Genomic DNA, 18,881 nt, shown 5'->3' on the forward strand with positions numbered 1-18,881 from the left:
GGTCAGCCCGCCGTCTTACCGGGGCCGGACTTGTCCGGCGCAGCCTTGTCACCCGCCAGACGCACCTTCACCCCGTCGGTCAGCTTGACCACGCCGTCGGTGACGACGATCTGCCCCGGCTTCAGCCCGCCGGTGATTTCCACCAGCCCATTTTGCCGCACGCCGGTATTCACCTTCACCCGCTTGGCGGTGCGCCCTTCCAGCACGAAGGCGAAGCGATCGTCGCCATCCCCCACGATCGCCAGTTCCGGCATGGACAGCGACCGGCGCTGGCGCGCCAGCACATTGACCGTCAGCAACATGCCGGGCTTCAGCGCATGATCCGGATTGGGCAGGATGGCGCGCACCTTGACCGCGCGGGTAGTGGCGTCGACCACCGGGTCGATCGTCGCGATCGTGCCGTTGAACGGACGGTCGGGCCAGGCGGCGGACACAGCCCTGATCGGCATGCCTTCGCGAATCATCGACAGCCGGGTTTCGGGAATGGTGAAGTCCAGCTTGATCCGGCTGATGTCGCTGACCGTGGCGATGGCGGTGCCGGCGGTGACGATCGCGCCGGGCGATACGGTACGCAGCGACACCCAGCCGGCAAAGGGTGCGCGAATGATGCGGTCGCCGATCGATGCCCGGGCCAGGTCGGCGCTGGCGCGCGCGGCATTGGCGGTCGCGACCTGCTGTTCCAGCGTGGCGCCGGTGGCAAAGCCGCGCGTCTTGAGCGCCTGAATGCGCTGCAACTGCTGGCTGGCCTGCAACGCCGTGGCTTCGGCAGAGGCGAGTTCCGCCTTCTCCTGCCCGACCGCCAGCGTGGCGACCACCTGTCCCTTGCCGATATAGCCGCCGTCGGAAAAGTTGAGCGACGTGATCCGCTCCGTCACCGGGGCCGACAGCACCACCTGTTCATTGGCGAGCGCCGTGCCCACCGCTTCCAGCGCATCGGTGAAGTCGGCCGATGCGACCGGGCCAGCCTCGACCATCGGCAAAGTACGCGGCTTTTCCGCTTTTTTCGCGCCGCATCCGGCAAGGCAAAGGGCGGTGAGAATGAGAGGCAGGAACGGGCGCATGGCAGAGGGCTATCGGGCCTTTCAGCGCAACACAATAGAGGCCTGTGTCGCAGCGTTTATCATTATCTATCGGGGGCGGAAAACGAACCGGGGTCCATTATCCGCCAAGGCGGGCGTAAAGAAGAAATTCGACATTGCCCTGCGGCCCGGTAATCGGGCTTTGCGTCAGGCCTGCGACAGTCCAGCCCTGCGCGACGGCCCAGTCCTGCACTTCCGCGCAGACCCGTTCATGCACGGCGGCATCGCGCACGACGCCATTCTTGCCCACTTCCTCGCGCCGCGCCTCGAACTGCGGCTTGATCAGCGCGATCATCTGCGCGCCGGGCCGGGCAAAGCCGATCGGCTTTTCTAGCACCTTGGACAAAGAAATGAAGCTGGCGTCGCACACGATGATGTCAACGGGTTCGGGAATATGCGCATCGGTCAGGATGCGGGCGCTGGTCTGTTCATGGACGATGACCCGATCGTCGGACCGCAATTTCCACGCCAGCTGGTTGGTGCCGCTGTCCACCGCATAGACTTTGGCCGCGCCGTTGGTCAGCAGCACGTCGGTAAAACCGCCGGTCGAGGAGCCGACGTCGATGGCGACGAAGCCGGTCACGTCGATCGCAAATTCCTCGATCGCATGGGCCAGCTTGATGCCGCCGCGCGACACCCAGGGATGGTCGCGCCCGCGCACGTCAAGATCGGCGTCGGACGGCACCTGCTGCCCCGCCTTCTCGACCTTCTTGTCACCCAGATAGACGAGGCCCGCCAGGATCAGCGCCTGCGCCCGCGCCTTGCTTTCGGCCAAGCCATTGTCGACGAGCAACTGGTCGGCACGCATCTTCGCCATCAGCGCAGCAGTCCGGTCAGGGTGGCGGGGGTCAGCAATTGCGGCAAGGTCTGGGCCTCCTTGCCCGGCGCGTAGAAGAGATAGAAGGGCACGCCCGAACGGCCCTGACTTTCCAGAAAGCGGGTAATGGCGGGATCGGCATTGGTCCAGTCCCCGACCATCACGGTAACGCCCGCCTTGTCGAAGGCCGCGCGGGTTTCGGCCCGGTCGATCGCGGCGGCCTCATTCGCCTTGCAGGTCAGGCACCAGTCGGCCGTAAAATAGAGGAAGACCGGCTTGTTGGCGGCACGCAGCTCGGCCAGTTTCGCGACATCGAAGGGAACAGATGTTGCGCTGTCTGCCGATGCGGCCGGCGCACTGGTCGGCAGGGCATAAGCGGCCCCCGCCAGCACGGCGAGCGCGGCGATGGCGACGATCACCCCGCCGCCCTTGCCGATCCGCTGACGCCCGCCCAGCCACCACAGCAGCAGCGCCAGAAGCAACGCCGCGCCAAGGCCGATGGTCATGCCCGGCACGCCGCGCTGCTGCCCCAGCAGCCAGGCAAGGCCCAGCGCGGTCAGGAACATGGGCAGGGCAAGGATCTTCTGGAACCGCCCCATCCAGCCGCCCGGCTTTGGCAATCGCCGCCGCAGCGCCGGGATATAGGCCAGCAGCAGGAAGGGCAGCGCAAGGCCAAGTCCCAGCCCGGCAAACACCGCCAACGCGGCGGCCAGCGGCAATAGCAGCGCCGCCCCCATCGCCGCCGCCATGAACGGCCCGGTGCAGGGCGTCGCGACAAAGGCAACCAGCGCGCCGGTCCAGAAGGAACCGGCAACCCCGCTTTTTCCCGCCAGCCCTTCGCCGCCGCCATAGGCGCGCAGTTCGAACAGTCCGGCGAGGTTGAAGGCGATCCCCGTCACCAGCAGCAACAGCGCCAAAATGATGCGCGGGTCCTGCAACTGGAAAGCCCAGCCGACCGCGCTGCCCGCCGCGCGCAGTCCCAGCAGCGCACCGCCCAGCAACAGGCAGGTGGCGATGACGCCCAGCGTATAGGCCAGCGCCTCCCGCCGGACCGTGCGTTCATCGCCGCCCGCCTTGGCCAGCTTCATGGCTTTCAGGCCCAGGATCGGGAAGACGCAGGGCATGATGTTGAGCAGCAATCCGCCCAGCAGCGCCCCGCCCAGTGCGGCCAGGATCGCGCGCCACGGTGCGCCACCGCCCGATGCCCCCGCAAGCTCGCCCGGTTTGGCGGTCAGCAGGAAGCCGACATGATCGCCGGTCCGCAGCACGGCCTGCACCGCGCCACCCTTGCCGCCTTCCGCCGCCGCCGTCTCGATCAGCAAGCGGTCGCCCTCGCGCGTCACCGTCTGCGGCGCGGCATAGGTCGCCAGTCCTTCGGCCAGCGGGAAGAGGTGGATGTCGCTTGCCTGCGCGCTGGCCGGGAAAGGCACGGACAGGCGCAACCGGCCATCCTTCACGCCATAGCTGGCTTCCGATCCCAGCGGCCGGGGCAGATGGGTGCGCCAGCTATCGAACCGGGCGCGCGTGGCCGCTACGACCATGCCGTCTCCCGCCACCAGATCGATCGCCAGTTCACCGCTTTCGGGCACGCACACCTTGTCGGTACAGGCCAGCCATTGCGCCTTCGCCCGCACCGGCAAGCGCGTGCCCGGCGCGATGTCCGCCGCGACCTTCAGGCTGGCCAGCACCGCATAGGGGCCTTCATAGACATGGTTCATCAGCCCCGAAATCAGCAATGTTTCAGGCACCGGATAGCGCAGCGGGCCGACACTGACCCCCTTGGGCAGGGTCCAGTCGACGGTCATGCCCAGACCCGCGTCACCCGGATTTTCCCAATAGCCATGCCATCCGGCCTGCGGCGCCATGGCGAAGGCGATCATCGTCCCTTCCCCGGCCCTGGGCGCATCGCTTTCCGCCACCAGTTGCGCCGCGATATGCGCTTGCCCGCCGCCAAAGGCATTTTGCGCATGCGCGGCGGGCAGCCCCGCCAGCAGGGCAAGTGTCATCAATATGACTTGAAAAATGCGCATCGGGCCTCTGGTCGCGTGGATGCAAGGGGGCTAGGTCCGTCCCCATCCGCCGTCAAGGCATGAGAAGGTTATAGAATATGTTGAAACGAGTCGCCGCCGCCCTGTTGCTCGCCACCGCGCTGGCCGGAACCGCGCCGGTCGTGGCGCAAAGCCCCGCCCCCGCAACAGCCGCACCCGCGACGCCTCCTAAGCTGATCGTCGCGATCAGCGTCGACCAGTTTTCCGCCGACCTGTTCGGCGAATATCGCCAATATTATAGCGGTGGCCTCAAGCGCCTGACGGCCGAGGGCGCCGTCTTCCCGCGCGGTTATCAAAGCCATGCCGCGACCGAAACCTGCCCCGGCCATTCGACCATCCTGACCGGCAGCCGCCCGTCGCGCACCGGCATCATCGCCAACAACTGGTTCGATCTCGACGCCAAGCGCGAGGACAAGAATATCTATTGCGCCGAGGATGAGACGCAGCCCGGCAGCAGCAGCGACAAATATGAGGCCTCCCCCCTGCACCTGAAGGTGCCGACGCTGGGCGGCCGGATGAAGGCCGCCAACCCCGCCACCCGGGTCGTCTCCGTCGCGGGCAAGGATCGCGCGGCGATCATGATGGGCGGCGCCACCGCCGATCAGGTCTGGTGGCTGGGCGGCCCGCAGGGCTATGTCAGCTACAAGGGCATCGCCACCCCGCCGCTGGTGGCCAAGGTGAATGAAGTCATGGCCGCCCGACTGGCCCAGCCCAATTCCGGCTTCGAACTGCCGCCCCAGTGCGTAGCGAAGGATTTCCCGGTGCAGGCCGGCGACCGGACCGTGGGCACCGGCCGCTTCGCGCGCGATGCCGGCGATTACAAGGGGTTCCGCATTTCGCCCGAGCAGGATGCGATGACGCTGGCCTTCGCCGCCGCCGCAATCGAAAGCATGCAGCTTGGCAAGCAGGCGCAGAGCGACATCATCTCGATCGGCCTGTCCGCCACCGACTATGTCGGCCACACCTATGGCACCGAAGGCACCGAAAGCTGCATTCAGGTCGACCGGCTGGACCGCGAACTGGGCGCTTTCTTCGACCGGCTGGACAAGGACGGAATCGACTATGTCGTGGTATTGACCGCCGACCATGGCGGCCATGACCTGCCCGAACGCCACCGGCTGAACGCCATGCCGATGGAACAGCGCGTCGACATGGCGCTGACGCCCAAGGCGCTCAACAAGACGATCGCCGACAAGGCCGGCCTGCCCGGCAAGAAGGTGATCTGGAGCGACGGCCCGGCCGGCGACCTCTATTTCGACAAGGGGCTGACCGCCGCGCAGCGCGCCCGGGTCGAGGCCGAGGCGCTGAAATATCTGCGCGCCCATCCGCAGGTGCAGACCGTCTTCACCAAGGCGGAAATCGCCGCCACCCCCTCCCCCTCCGGCCCGCCCGAAAGCTGGAGCCTGATCCAGGAAGCGCGCGCCAGCTTCTACCCCGCCCGGTCGGGCGACCTGCTGCTGCTGCTCAAGCCCCGCGTCATGTCGATCCCCGAACAGGCCACCATGGGTTCGGTCGCGACCCATGGGTCGCCCTGGGACACGGACCGCCGCGTGCCGATCCTCTTCTGGCGCAAGGGGATGCAGCATTTCGAACAGCCGCTGGGCGTGGAAACGGTGGACATCCTCCCCACGCTCGCGGCGCTGATCAAGCTGCCCGTGCCGCAGGACCAGATTGACGGCCGCTGCCTCGATCTGGTCGCCGGCAATGGCGATAGCTGCGGGAAGTAAGTGCCTGCCTTCCTTCTCCCGCAGGCGGGAGAAGGATAGGAAGCCTTAGCGGCGAAGCCGCTTAGGCGAAGTTGGATGAGGGCAAGCGAGCCGACCACACGCGCTTGTCCATAAGACCCTCACCCTTCCCTCTCCCGTGAAGACGGGAGAGGTGTATAGCCTTGCTTCAGATATTCTCCCCCACCCCGTCCGTGCTGCCCACCAGCGCATGGACGCGGTGCGGGGCCGATACCTCGACCCGGCTCGTCACTTCATGCCGGGCCTTGGCCTGCCGCACATTGCTGTCGGCTGGCACGCTGTCCGTCAGCCAGACATTGCCGCCGATCACCGACCGGCTGCCCACGATGATCCGCCCCAATATCGTCGCCCCGGCATAGATGACGACATCATCCTCAATGATCGGATGGCGCGGCTGCGCCTTTTCCAGCTGCCCCTTCTCGTCCGCGGGAAAGCTGCGCGCGCCCAGCGTCACGCCCTGATAGAGGCGCACCCGGTCGCCCACGATCGCGGTTTCGCCGATGACGACGCCGGTGCCATGATCGATGAAGAAGGACTGGCCGATCGTCGCGCCGGGATGGATATCGATCCCGGTCTTGCCATGGGCGATTTCGGAGATGATCCGCGCGACCAGCGGCGCGCCCAGATCATAGAGGCGATGCGCCAGCCGGTGATGGATGATCGCCAGCATGGAGGGGTAGCAGATCAGCACCTCATCCACGCTGCGCGCGGCGGGATCGCCCAGAAAGGCGGCATCGACATCGGTATCCAGCAGCACGCGCAGTGCGGGCAGACTCTGCGCGAAGCCCCCGATGATGCGCGCCGCTTCCCGGTCCACCACCGCCGCCGGTTCGTCCTTCAATGCATAGATGAGTTCGAGGCGTATCTGCCCATAGAGGCGGCTGAGCACCGTCTGGAGCGTTTCGGCGACATAGGCATCCTCATTGCTCAGCCGCACGAAGCTGGGGCCGAGGCGCAGCGGGAACAGCGCGCCGCACAGCGACTGCATGATCTTGGTCAGGTTCGCGCGCGACGGGAAACCCTCCGCGCCATATTCGGCATGATGTTGTTGCGATTGCCGCCAGCGGCTGCGCGCCGCGCTCAGATCCGCGACCAGCTGGTCCAGATTCCAATAGCCTTCGACGATTGCGTCATCGTCCGGTCCGTCCGCCATCATATCCGCCTCTTCACCCTTATCGCACCCGTCATAGCCGCCTCGCGGGCGCGCCGATAAACGAGTTTTGCTTGGGGCCGGACAGATTCTCTTTTTAGCCGCGCGTCGCCGATCGCGGCAGATGCAGGCAGATTTCGGCGCGCAGGCCGCCTTCGGGCCGGTTCGCCAGGGTCAGTTGCCCGCCCTCCGCCGCCACGGCCTTCTGCACGATGGCGAGGCCGAGGCCCAGCCCGCGCGTATTGCGCTGGCGCGCATCGTCGAGGCGAGAGAAAGGCCGCAACACCTCCTCCAGCCGCTCGCGCGGAATGCCGGGGCCGTCATCATCGACCCGGATCAATATCTCCGATCCGACCCGCTCCAGCGACACCCGCGCCCGCTCGCCATAATGGAGCGCGTTTTCAATGAGGTTGCGCACGGCGCGCCGCAGGGACAGGCCACGCACCTCGATTTCCAGATGATCCAGCCCGTCATAGCTGACATCGCGGCCATCATCCTGAAAAGCGTCGACGATGGTGGCGATGCTGACGGCAATGTCGGTGCGGACAGACGGCTCGGGGTCTTTCTCCCCGCCCAGAAAGGCGAGCAGGGATTCGAGCATCGCGCCCATTTCCTCCAGATCGCCGCCCATCGCCTCCTGCACTTCGTCATCCTTCACCATTTCCAGCCGCAATTGCAGCCGGGCGAGCGGGGTGCGCAAGTCATGGCCGACAGCGGCCAGCGTCTCGGTCCGCTCGTCGATCAGGCGATGGATGCGCGCCTGCATCGCGTTGAAGGCGGTGATGAGGTTGCGGACGTCGTTGGTGCCCGCTTCGGGCACCAGAACCTCGACGCCCCGGCCGATCTTGTGCGTGGCGTGGGTCAGGTCGCGCAACGGCGCCAGCGTCTGGCGGATCAGCAGCCAGCCGGCGATCAGCAACGCCAGCACCGGGATCAGCGCCAGCCCCATGCGACCGATGGTGAAGGCCCATTTGCCGCCGCTATTATGCATGGCGAAATAGAGCCAGCTGCCATCGTTCAGCCGCAACCCGCCATTGATTTCCGAATGGCGGTTGGGCGTCAGCCGCAGCCACAGGCTCGACCGTTCCAGACTGGGTTCCCAGTCCACGACCTGCCGCCGCATCCGCTCCAGTTCGGGCGACAATTGCGGCGGGGGTGGCGCGGAGGGCGACCAGTGGACATCATAGCGATCAGTGGTCAGTTGCAGGCCCAGCGCGGGCCGGTCCAGCCGTGGCTGCTCGGTCAGCAGCTTGCGGGCGATGACCAGATGCTCGGCCAGACGCCGGGCCTCGTCATCCTGCAACGATAACTGGCTGGCCCGCTCATAGATGAGCGTGCCGACCGCAAATTCCAGCATAACCGTCAGCAGCAGGATCGCGGAAAGCCGCCCGAGCAGCCCCAGCGATCCCCTGACATGCCGTCTCAAGCGCGGCTGACCTCTGCATTGAACATATAGCCGACGCCCCGGACGGTGGTGATGGGCGCCGCCTTGTCCGCGGTGGTGAGCTTGCGGCGCAGGCGGCTGACCAGCACGTCGATGCTGCGGTCGCTGCTGTCGCCCATGCGGGTGCGCGACAATTCGATCAGCCGTTCGCGCGCGATGACGCGCTGCGGATGACTGAGGAAGGAGCCGAGCAGGTCGAATTCCGCGCCTGTCAGTTCCACGATCGCGCCCGTAGGCGAGCTGAGCTCGCGGCGCGGGAAATTGACGCTCCAGCCATCGAAGCGGGCTTCGCTCTCGCGATGCTCGTCCGGGCCGCGCTCCACGCCGACACGGCGCAGGATGGCGCGGATGCGGGCGATCAGTTCGCGGGTGCCGAACGGCTTGGGCAGATAATCGTCGGCGCCCAGTTCAAGGCCCACGATACGGTCCGTCTCGCTGCCCTTGGCGCTGATGAAGATGATGGGAACATCGCTCTTGCGGCGAATCTGACGGCACAGGTCGATCCCGTTGGTGCCCGGCAGCATGACGTCCAGCACGACCAGATCGACCGGCCCGGCATCGAAGGCCACCCACATTTCCGGCCCCGAAGAAGCGGGCCGAACCTGATAGCCATGTTCCTGGAGCGCCCGCGCGGTCAGGGTCCGCAGCGGCGGATCGTCTTCGACGAGGATGATCGACGGGGCGGTCATGCGGCAATCTGCGGGACTGAAATCATGGTAGCGAGATAGGGCTCGCCGGAACAAGGGTCAACCGCAGCGCTCTGTGGAAACAGCCCGCCAAGGCGATAGCAACAATTTGTCACGGCTGGGAAAAGCGCGAGCCGGACAGGAAGCCGGGCCTGACGAAGCAGGCCCGGCCCTTTTGGATCAGAAGGCGGCCGAGAGCGAGAAGACCACCTGGCTGCCGACGATCGACTTGCCGGCATTGTCGGAGTCCGCGACCGACAGGTTCGGACGCAGATAGGTCTGCTCGACGCGGGCGATGTCGGTGTCGACATAGGCGACGCCCAGCGTCAGCGGCGTACCGGGGATGGCGAGGTCGGCGCCGATCATCCAGTCGGCATATTTGCCGGTCGGCGCGACCGAGGTGCCGTTCGGGCCAAGACCGCTATTACCCTTCGACCAGCCCAGATGCGCCTTCAGCGTGATCGGGGTGTCGGGGATGGCGCTGCTGACATCGCCCCAGATGTAGAAATTGTCATTCTTCTTGCCCGGTGCGTCGGGGATGCCGGTGGCATAGCTGTCGGCGCTGTTATACCATTTGCCCAGCGCCTGCTGCTTGGGGGCATAGGCGACGCCCAGCAGGCCCTTGACCGGACCGAACTGGCTCGACAGCTTGACATAGGGTTCGGCGAAATCGGTTTCGTCCGCACCCGACGGATACATGTACCAGGTCAGGCCGACGTCCAGCGTCGTGGTTTCGTTGAGCGGAACGGCATAGCCGGCGAACAGGTCCAGCTCGATGCCGGCGCCGCCAAAGGTGCCCCAGCCAGCCAGGTTCGATGCCCAGGTGCCGACATAGGCACCGCTTTCATGGGTTGCGGTGATGCCGCCCTGCACGGCCATCGCCTTGTCCGACTGCGACACGCCGCGGAAACGATAGTCGGACACGAGGCCGACGCTGCCGGTTACGGTGACGGGGCTGGCGGGTTCTTCCTGCGCAAAAGCCGGCGCGCTGGAAAGAAGCGCGAGGGCGGCACAGGCGATTTGATACTTCATGAACATTCCCCTTAACGTTGGAATGTTCCGTCCTGCATCCGTTCCAGTCCGAAGATCTTTGGTTGATCGTCTCCGATACCGGCGGATGACTATGGCCTATTCTTTCCAGACGATGAGGCAAACCGCTTTTACCGCAGATGCGAAAGGATTGGGACTGCTGTGATATGCGCAACACGGTTATTTGCCAATTTGGCAACCAACATTGCTATTATGTTTCCATATTGAAACATGACAAAGAAAAGCCGCCGTGCCGGGGGATGGCACGGCGGCGCAGATCGTCGCCCGGGAAGACTGGGAGGGGTCAGGCGACGAGTTGACGCATCCGTCCGGTGGCGCCGAACAATTCGACCGGCGCACCCGCGCCACGGCGGCGATCGACCCATTCGCGCAGCATTTCCGCGCAGGTATGGTCGATATGGCCAAGGCGCTCGACGTTCAGGATGACAAGGCCGGCGGCCGGCAGCGATTCGAGCCGCGCCGACAGGCTGGGCAGGCTGAGGAAAGTCGCGGTGCCGCGCAACGCCACTTCATGCGCATCGGCGCGGCTTTCTTCTTCGACCTTCAGGCGCAGCTTCTTGGCGTGCGGCAGCAGTTCGATCATCGACAGGCCGATGCCCACCAGCACGCCGGTCAGCAGATCGGTCGCCACGACGCAGATCAGCGTCGCCGCCCACACCACGGCCGGGAGCGGACCGTAGAGGTGGAACAGATGCTTCACATGCGCCACGCTCACCAGACGTACGCCGGTGATGACGAGGATGCCGGCCAGCGCCGCCATCGGGATTTCGCGCAGCAACCAGGGCAGCAGGGCGACGAAACCGAGGATCCACACGCCATGCAGGATCGCCGACAGGCGGGTCTTGGCGCCCGCCTGCACATTGGCGGAGGAGCGGACGATCACGCCCGTCATCGGCAGCGCACCGGCAAAGCCGCAGAGCAGGTTGCCCACGCCCTGTGCGCTGAGTTCCTTGTTATAATTGGTGCGCACGCCATCATGCATGCGGTCGACCGCAGCAGCCGACAGCAATGTTTCGGCGCTGGCGATGAAGGCGATGGCAAAGGCCGTCGTGATGACCGCCGGGCTCATGAGCTGCGCCAGCAGCCCCTGTTCCGGCAGGCTGACGGCCGCGACGATGGATTCGGGCACGACGACGCGGGCGACCGACAGGCCCAGCGCAAAGGCGACGATCGTCGCCAGCACCACGCCGACCAGCGCGCCCGGCACCAGCTTCATCGATGCGGGGCGGAACTTCTCCCAGCCCAGCATGCCGAAGATGGTGACGAGGCCAACCGCGAAAGCCGTCGCGGCATCGCCATTGGACAGGCCCAGAATCTGGCCCGGCATCGCGATCAGATTATGCAGACCGCTGGCCAGTGGCTTGTCGTCGAACAGGACATGGAACTGGCCGACCACGATCAGCACGCCGATGCCCGCCAGCATGCCATGCACGACGGCCGGCGAAATGGCGCGGAACCAGCCGCCGACCTTCAGCAGACCGGCAACGACCTGAATGGCGCCGGCCAGAATCAGGATCGGGCCAAGGGCGGAAAGCCCCTGTTCCCGAACGATTTCAAAGACGATGACGGCCAGACCAGCGGCCGGGCCGCTGACCTGCAACGGCGATCCCGCCAGCAGGCCGACGACGATGCCGCCGATGATGCCGGTGATCAGGCCCTTTTCCGGCGGCACGCCGGACGCGATGGCAATGCCCATACAGAGCGGCATCGCCACCAGAAAGACGACGATCGACGCCGTAAAGTCGCGGCCGAAAGCGCCGCCGGAAAGAGCCTTCAGCATGATTTACTCCGCCGCTTGGGCATAGGCCGCTGCGCCGGCAAGGCGACGGCCGTGGGGAAGCGCGACCGGCATGGGCTGGTCTTCACGCAACGCTGCGAACTGGCCGGTCTCGCCGTCCAGACCCAGCACCTGACCGGCATGAATGTCGACATACCAGCCGTGCAGCGCGATTTCGCCACGGGCGATGCCCGAAGCGACCGACGGGTGGGTGCGCAGATGCGCCAGCTGCACGACGACATTTTCCAGCGCCATGTTGCGCAGCTTGTCGGCGGCTTCCAGGTCGGTCGGATAATTGTCGCTGCACACCTTCTGCGCGGCATGGCTGTGCCGCAGCCAGGCGGCGACATTGGGCATGGCGGTCAGGTCGGCATTGGTCGCCAGCGCCTTCATCGCGCCGCAGTCGCTATGACCGCATACGATGATGTCGCGCACGCCCAGCACCATGACGGCATATTCGACCGTGGCGGTCACGCCGCCCAGCTGGCTGTCATGCGGGGGGACGATGTTGCCGGCGTTGCGGCACACGAACAGATCGCCGGGCGCGGCCTGCATGATCTGTTCGGGCACGATGCGCGAGTCGGCACAGCTGATCATCAGCGCCTTGGGGCTCTGACCATGATTGGCCAGCTGATTGTACAGCGTGCTTTCGCCGGGGTAGACCTTGGTTTCAAAGTCAAAAACACGACCGAGTAGCTCGTTCATGGAGTCTATCCTCTTCTTAAATGCTTACCGGCCAGGGGGCGGACCGGTGTAGTTTGAAGGATAGAGGCGCGACTTTGCTGCAACGCAGCGGATTTGTTAAATAATATGTCTGACTGATAAAGGCGGGGCGGCCTGTGCCGAATGGCGGAAATCCGCCATTCGGCACGGTAATCGGGGCTTCAGCGCCGGTCCACGACCGCGCTGAACATGTAACCGACGCCCCGAACGGTAACAATCGGCGCGGCCCGGCCGCCCTCCCCCAGCTTGCGGCGAAGGCGGCTGACCAGCACGTCGATGCTCCGGTCGGACGAAGGCGCATCGCGCACCCCCGCCAGTTCCATCAGCCGGATGCGCGCGATCACCGTCTGGGGATGATCGATGAACACCGCCAGCAGCGAGAATTCGGCGGCGGTCAGCTCGACCAGCCCGCCTTGCGGATCGACGACCTCCCGACGCGCGAAATCCACCACCCAGCCGTCGAAGATCGCCTGGGTCTGTCGGCGCAGGCCCAGCACCCGCTCCCCCCGCCCCCGGCGCAGCACGGCGCGCAGGCGGGCGGCGAGTTCACGCGCCGAATAGGGCTTGGCCATATAATCGTCGGCGCCCAGTTCCAGCCCGACCACCCGGTCGACCTCCGAACTATTGGCGCCGACCAGAATGATCGGCACGTCGCTGCGCTCCCGCACGTCGCGGCACAGGTCCAGCCCGTCCGATCCGCGCAGCGATGCATCCAGCACCACCGCGCCGACCGGCGCGCTGGTCAGAGCACTGAAGAGGTCGTTCGCCGAAACCGCAGGCAGAGCGCGAAATCCGCTCTGTTCCAGATATTCGCGGACATTATGCCGCAAATCCTGCTGGGTTTCGACGATCAATACCAGCGGTGGATTCATCAGCCCTGCACGGTCAGCGCGCGCACGCCGTCCAGTTCGTTCACCAGCACGCTGCGGTCCTGCTGCGCCACGGCAACGGCTTCGGCGGCCTTGGACGCGGTGTAGCGGGCGACCTGCGCGTCGATCTGGCTGCGGGCGGCGGTGCAGCTGCCGGCATAGCTGCCCGACAGCGGAGCGAAGCGGTGGATCGCCTTGCCAAAGGCGGGAACGGCGCGGCCCTGCGCGGCGACGGCGCGATTGACGGTCAGGTCCGCCTGCCAGCGGCAGACCGGCGTCGCGTTGCGATTGGCAAAGCGCGGTTCGACTTCGCGCAGGCTGATCGACGGCTGGGCATGATAGCTGGCGCTATAGGCCTGCGCGCCATGGCTGATTTCGGTGCTGTGAACGGGGGCGGTGGTGGCGGCCAGAACGGCCAGCGTCTGCGATGCAATGGTCAGGAACATGGGACTACTCCTTGTGCGGCCCAACCGTCTGCGGCCGGGGATTGCGTCGGGTGTAGGTGCGATGAATGTCTGCCTAATGGGCTGGGTGTAACAAATTATTGCTGATCGATGAAAGTCCCTATCACTGCGCCGCCAGCAGGACAGGCATCGGCTGCGCGCCAGAAACATGCCCGCACAGATGATCGACCAGCGCCGCGAGCCACAGCGCGTCGCCTGCCGCCCGGTGCCGCATGCTGCCCTGCCCGTCGGCATGGGCCACCGCCGCCGCGATCCGCGCCTCGTCCGCGCGCTGTTCATCGAACAGGGTGGACACATGTTCGATGCGGAATGGCCTGGCTTGCCCGACCGCATGCGCCAGCGTGTCCAGCCAATATTGGTCGATCAGGCTGTCGGCGATCACCCGCCGCCCGACAGTGGCGGCCGTCAGTTCGGCCAGTACGACCGCGACCGGCTGCCCTTCGTGCCTGATCCGCTCGCGGCTCAGGCCATGCAGCGCCTCCGCCTCGGCCGTCCAGTCCCAGCTTTCCCAGCTGTCGTCCGGCCGAATCAGCCAGCTGCGCGCCAATCCCTCGCCCGCGATTCCGACCTCGATCGGGAAGGAACGGCCATGGCGCGGCAGACAGGATGCCTCGAAATCGATGGTCATTATGGGTGGCAAGGCACGGCTCCGGTCCTGCGTGCGACCTGCCCTCTCCAGCATGTGTCGCGCGCTTCGTGATGCGCCCCCTGTCGGCTCCAACTATGTCACGCCGATGTCAGGCGCTACCCCCTTTGGCAAAAATCATATGAGCCGAAGCGCGAAACACGTGAACCGCAGCCAAGGCGCGACGACGCCGCCATCTTTTGCTAATCGCCCGATACAGCAAGGAAACAGAGCGCCCATGACCGTCATCGCCGCCTATCTCTATCGCCATGGCCAGCGCGTGCGCGAAGTATCGATCGACGAGCGAATCGCCTGCGCCGCCGACAAGTCCGAATTCGTCTGGATCGGCGTCGCCGACCCCAGCGTTGACGAGATGCAGACGCTGGCCGCCACCTATGGCCTGCATCCGCTGGCGGTCGAGGACGCGATCAAGGCCAATCAACTGCCCAAGGTCGATATCTATGGCGACCAGCTCTTCGTAGTCGCGCGCACCGCCCATGTCGAAGGCGATTCGATCTGTTACGGCGAAACGTCCCTGTTCATCGGCCACAGCCATATCGTCAGCGTTCGCCACGGATCGGCCCGCGCCCATGTGACGTTGCGCCATGAACTGGAGGCCGTGCCGTCGCGGCTGGCGCAGGGCGTCGACTATGTGACGCACGCCATCCTCGACTTCATCGTCGACGGCTATCTGCCGATCATCGAGGGGATAGAGGAGGAAGTGCTGACGATGGAGCAGCATATGATCGACCATTTCCTCGGCCGCGACGAAATCAACCGTATCTTCAGCCTACGCCGCCAGTTGATCCGCTTCCAGCGCATCCTGACCCCGATGCAGGAAGTGGCGACCAAGTTCGTGAAGGTCGACCTGCCCTGCATCGACCATGAGGCCCGCCCCTATTTCAGCGATGTGCGCGACCATGTGCGCCGGGTCCAGACGATGGTGGACGACCTGCGCGAAGTGCTCAGCAGCGTGTTCGAATCCTCCAACCTGCTGGAACAGCAGCGTACCGGCGACATCACCCGCCAGCTTGCCGCCTGGGCCGCGATCCTGGCGGTGCCCACCGCCATCGCCGGCATTTACGGCATGAATTTCGAACATATGCCCGAACTCAAGAGCGTCTATGGCTATCCCGTCGTGCTGGGCGTCATCGCGGTCGTCTGCACCCTGCTCTACACCCGCTTCAAGAAGCTGAAATGGCTTTAAGGCGACTGGTGCGTGCAGACATGCCCCTCCCGTAAACGGGAGGGGGAACATCACTGCGCCAGCTTATCGCCAAAGACCTCACCGCGATTCACGCCCCGCACCAGCGCGCTATCCGCCGTTCGCGACGCCCCCATCCCCCTGTCCGACTATTTCAGCATTTCGCCATGCATCGCAATATTTCGACAAAAAACGCAATAAAAAGAAATAGTTGTGCTGGAAATGACACAGGGATGACAAAAGCCAGTTATACAGATGAATAATATTTGACCGGGGCCTGACGCTGTCACAGGCCTGACGCATCGCACCGGTGCGACCAACATAATATGGTCACGGAAAGCCCCCAGTCGGCGCTTTCCGAAGGGAGAATTTCATCTATGCGCCCGTCTTTTCAACGACGCCTTCTGGCGTCGACGCTCCTGCTCGGCCTGTCGACACCGGCCTTCGCGCAAAATGCGGACAATGCTGATGCCCCTGCCGGCGACGAAACCATCGTCGTCACCGGTTCGCGCATCGCCCGGCCCGACCTGCAACAGGCGTCGCCCATCTCGATCGTCAGCAGCCAGGAATTGAAGCTCAGCGGCAAGCCCAATGTCGAAGCGATCATCAACGACCTGCCCCAGCTGATCCCCAGCACGACCGCCGCGTCGAACAATCCCGGCGGCGGCGTGTCGACCGCCGACCTGCGCGGCCTTGGCGCCCAGCGGACGCTGGTGCTGGTCGATGGCCGTCGCTACGTCTCCTATGACTCCAATCAGGTGGTCGATCTCAACACCGTGCCCGCCGGCCTCATCGACCATGTCGAAGTCGTGTCGGGTGGCCGCTCGGCCGTCTACGGGTCGGATGCGATCGCCGGCGTCATCAACTTCGTCCTGAAGAAGAATTTTTCGGGCGTCGAAGCCAACGCCAATTACCGCCTGAACGAAGCGGGCGACGGCGGCACCTTCAACACCAACATCCTGCTGGGCCAGAATTTCGCCGGCGGCCGGGGCAACATCACCTTCTATGCCGACTATATCAAGCGCGACGGCGTGGATCAGAGCGCGCGCAGCTACACCAGGCAGACCTATACCGACGATGGCGAAGGCGGTCTGGCGGCCGGCGGATCGGGCACCATCCCCGCGACCCGCATGGCGCTGAACAACACGCAATATAAGTTCAACCAGGACGGCAGCCTGTCTTCCTACAACTCCGCGACCGACGCCTATAATTACGCGCCGTCCAACTATCTTCAGGTCCCGCAGAAGCGCATCCTGCTGAGCGCGCAGGCCCATTTCGACGTCAACGATCACCTGACCCTCTATGCCGAGGGGCAGTTCATCCGGAACAAGGTGCGCAACAAGCTCGCGCCCACCCCCTTTACCGGCACGGTCGAACTGGACACCGACTCCTCCTTCCTGTCGTCGGACGCGCAGGCCCTGCTGGCCGCAGCCGACACGGATGGAGACGGCTATACCTCCGCCAACATCTATCGCCGCATGACCGAAGTGGGCGAGCGTATTTCGGACGTCACCAACACCGCCTTCCGCACGATGATCGGCGCCAGGGGGCAGATCAGCGGCGACTGGAATTACGACGCTTATTACACCTATGCCCGCACCCGGCAGGTCGAAAAACAATATGGCAATGTCTCGCGCAGCCGCGTGGAACAGGCGCTCAAGACCAGCTATGACAGCGACGGCAATCTGGTCTGTTCGGACAGCAGCAATGACTGCGTCCCGCTCAACATCTTTGGCGAAGGCAATATCAGCGACGAAGCGGCCGACTTCATCTCCATCACCACCCGCAATGTCAGCATCATCACCGAACAGGTGGCGAACGTCGCGATCACCAACGGCAACCTGTTCGATCTGGGCGCCGGCCCGGCCGGCATCGCCTTCGGCTTCGAATATCGCAACGAACATGGCAGCTACAATCCGGACGAAGCGCTGTCTTCGGGCGACGTGGTCGGCTTCAACGCGGGCGAGGGCCTGAGCGGCGGCTATAATGTGAAGGAATTCTTCTCGGAAATCAGCGTTCCGCTGCTGGCCGACATGCCGCTGGTCCACAAGCTGGACTTTAACGGCGCCTATCGCTTCTCGCATTATTCCACCGCGACCAAGAATGTCAGCACCTTCTCGGCCGGGCTCATCTACGCGCCGGTCAAGGACGTCACCTTCCGCGGCCAATATAGCCGCGCGGTGCGTGCCCCGTCGGTGTCGGAACTCTATTCCGGCCAGTCGCAGGATTATCCGACCGCAACCGATCCGTGCGCGACCTCGGCCGCCACGACCAGTTCGACCCTTTCGGCCAGCTGCCTTGCCAGCGGCGTATCGTCCAGCGCGCTGGGCACCGACTTTTACGGCGGCAGCTCGCAGATCGAATCCGTCACCGGCGGCAACCCCGACCTGCGGGAAGAAACGTCGAACACCTGGGGCGTGGGCGTCATCCTGCAACCCAGCTTCGCGCCGCGCCTGTCGCTGACGGTCGATTATTACAACACCAAGATCGACAATTATATCTCGACCGCCGGCACCGCGAATATCATCCGCGCCTGCTATGGCGACGAAGCCAATGGCTGGACGCCCTATGACAGCAGCTATTGCTCGCTGCTGCCGCGCAACGCCACCAGCAGCGAAATCGAGGGGGCCGTCAATCTTCAGTCCAACACCGGCGGCCTCAAGACCTCCGGCGTCGACTTCGAACTGAACTACAGCGTGCCGCTCAACTTCGGCGTGTTCGGCGCCAAGTCCGGCAAGCTGGCTTTCCGCGTCGCAGGCACCCGCCTCATCGCGTTCGACCTCAATCCGGTCGCCGCGATCTCGGCCCTGAACCAGAATTGCGCAGGCAAGTTCGGCGTCAATTGTGGCGACCCCTATTCCAAGCTGCGGCTGAACAACCGCATCACCTGGACCAGCGGGCCGATCACCCTGGGCCTGACCCATCGCTATCTGTCGAGCGTGCGGGACGATGACGACACCACCACCTACACGGTAGAGAAGATCAAGGCCTATAACCTGTTCGACATCGGTCTTCAGGTGCAGGCGACGGAAAACTTCGGCTGGTCGCTGGGCATGAACAATATGTTCAACAAGAAGCCGCCGATCCTGGGCGACAACCAGCAGCAGTCGAACACCTATCCGTCGACCTACGACGTCTATGGCCGCGCCTTCTTCGTGAACGCTTCGGTCAAGTTCTGATCCTGCTTCGTCGGGATGGGC

General features: G+C 64.8%; 15 protein-coding genes. 3 read left to right on the forward strand and 12 right to left on the reverse strand.

The features are described 5' to 3' along the window. Window positions 1-2: 2 nt before the first annotated feature. The 3 genes from BMX92_RS00940 to BMX92_RS00950 form a co-directional block, all read right to left on the reverse strand. Complete coding sequence (locus BMX92_RS00940) at window positions 3-1,061, reverse strand: efflux RND transporter periplasmic adaptor subunit (RefSeq protein WP_093010554.1); 1,059 nt, start codon at window positions 1,059-1,061, stop codon at window positions 3-5. 97 nt (window positions 1,062-1,158) lie between these two features. Beyond that, window positions 1,159-1,896 carry a TlyA family RNA methyltransferase gene (locus tag BMX92_RS00945; protein ID WP_093010556.1) on the reverse strand — a complete coding sequence of 246 codons (738 nt, stop codon included), beginning with the start codon at window positions 1,894-1,896 and terminating at the stop codon, window positions 1,159-1,161. After that, complete coding sequence (locus BMX92_RS00950) at window positions 1,896-3,926, reverse strand: protein-disulfide reductase DsbD family protein (RefSeq protein ID WP_093010558.1); 2,031 nt, start codon at window positions 3,924-3,926, stop codon at window positions 1,896-1,898. The genes BMX92_RS00945 and BMX92_RS00950 overlap by 1 nt, the downstream gene beginning before the upstream one ends. Window positions 3,927-4,003: 77 nt before the next feature. Between BMX92_RS00950 and BMX92_RS00955 the strand changes: the two genes are divergently transcribed. Then, the gene (locus BMX92_RS00955; protein ID WP_093010560.1) at window positions 4,004-5,671 is read left to right on the forward strand and encodes an alkaline phosphatase family protein; all 1,668 of its coding nucleotides are present in this window, start codon (window positions 4,004-4,006) and stop codon (window positions 5,669-5,671) included. Window positions 5,672-5,837: 166 nt separating this feature from the next. Here the strand turns inward: BMX92_RS00955 and epsC are convergent, their stop codons facing one another. From epsC to BMX92_RS01000, 9 genes are all read right to left on the reverse strand, one after another. Next, complete coding sequence (gene epsC / locus BMX92_RS00960) at window positions 5,838-6,845, reverse strand: serine O-acetyltransferase EpsC (protein WP_093010562.1); 1,008 nt, start codon at window positions 6,843-6,845, stop codon at window positions 5,838-5,840. Between the two features lie 91 nt (window positions 6,846-6,936). After that, a complete protein-coding gene (locus tag BMX92_RS00965) occupies window positions 6,937-8,265 on the reverse strand; it encodes an ATP-binding protein (protein ID WP_093010563.1) in 1,329 nt (442 codons plus the stop codon). Continuing rightward, complete coding sequence (locus tag BMX92_RS00970; protein ID WP_093010565.1) at window positions 8,262-8,972, reverse strand: response regulator; 711 nt, start codon at window positions 8,970-8,972, stop codon at window positions 8,262-8,264. The genes BMX92_RS00965 and BMX92_RS00970 overlap by 4 nt, the downstream gene beginning before the upstream one ends. Before the next feature lie 177 nt (window positions 8,973-9,149). Beyond that, entirely contained in the window at window positions 9,150-10,007 is an 858-nt protein-coding gene (locus tag BMX92_RS00975) for a TorF family putative porin (protein WP_093010567.1), read from the reverse strand. 295 nt (window positions 10,008-10,302) lie between these two features. Beyond that, window positions 10,303-11,799, reverse strand: coding sequence for a SulP family inorganic anion transporter (locus BMX92_RS00980; RefSeq protein ID WP_093010569.1), 1,497 nt, complete (start codon window positions 11,797-11,799; stop codon window positions 10,303-10,305). 3 nt (window positions 11,800-11,802) lie between these two features. Beyond that, a complete protein-coding gene (locus BMX92_RS00985; protein ID WP_093010571.1) occupies window positions 11,803-12,501 on the reverse strand; it encodes a carbonic anhydrase in 699 nt (232 codons plus the stop codon). Window positions 12,502-12,680: 179 nt separating this feature from the next. Then, a complete protein-coding gene (locus BMX92_RS00990) occupies window positions 12,681-13,391 on the reverse strand; it encodes a response regulator (RefSeq protein ID WP_093010573.1) in 711 nt (236 codons plus the stop codon). Then, entirely contained in the window at window positions 13,391-13,834 is a 444-nt protein-coding gene (locus BMX92_RS00995; RefSeq protein ID WP_093010575.1) for a hypothetical protein, read from the reverse strand. The genes BMX92_RS00990 and BMX92_RS00995 overlap by 1 nt, the downstream gene beginning before the upstream one ends. Before the next feature lie 121 nt (window positions 13,835-13,955). Then, window positions 13,956-14,480, reverse strand: coding sequence for a hypothetical protein (locus tag BMX92_RS01000; protein ID WP_177184891.1), 525 nt, complete (start codon window positions 14,478-14,480; stop codon window positions 13,956-13,958). A 235-nt stretch (window positions 14,481-14,715) separates the two neighbouring features. On the opposite strand from BMX92_RS01000, the gene BMX92_RS01005 reads away from it, so the two are divergent. Continuing rightward, on the forward strand, window positions 14,716-15,684 hold the full coding sequence (locus tag BMX92_RS01005; protein WP_093010579.1) for a magnesium and cobalt transport protein CorA: 969 nt from the start codon (window positions 14,716-14,718) through the stop codon (window positions 15,682-15,684). Between the two features lie 374 nt (window positions 15,685-16,058). Further along, a complete protein-coding gene (locus BMX92_RS01010) occupies window positions 16,059-18,860 on the forward strand; it encodes a TonB-dependent receptor (RefSeq protein WP_093010581.1) in 2,802 nt (933 codons plus the stop codon). Window positions 18,861-18,881: the final 21 nt, after the last annotated feature.

The sequence above is a fragment of the Sphingobium sp. YR768 genome (genome assembly GCF_900111125.1).
In the GTDB taxonomy this organism is placed as follows: domain Bacteria; phylum Pseudomonadota; class Alphaproteobacteria; order Sphingomonadales; family Sphingomonadaceae; genus Sphingobium.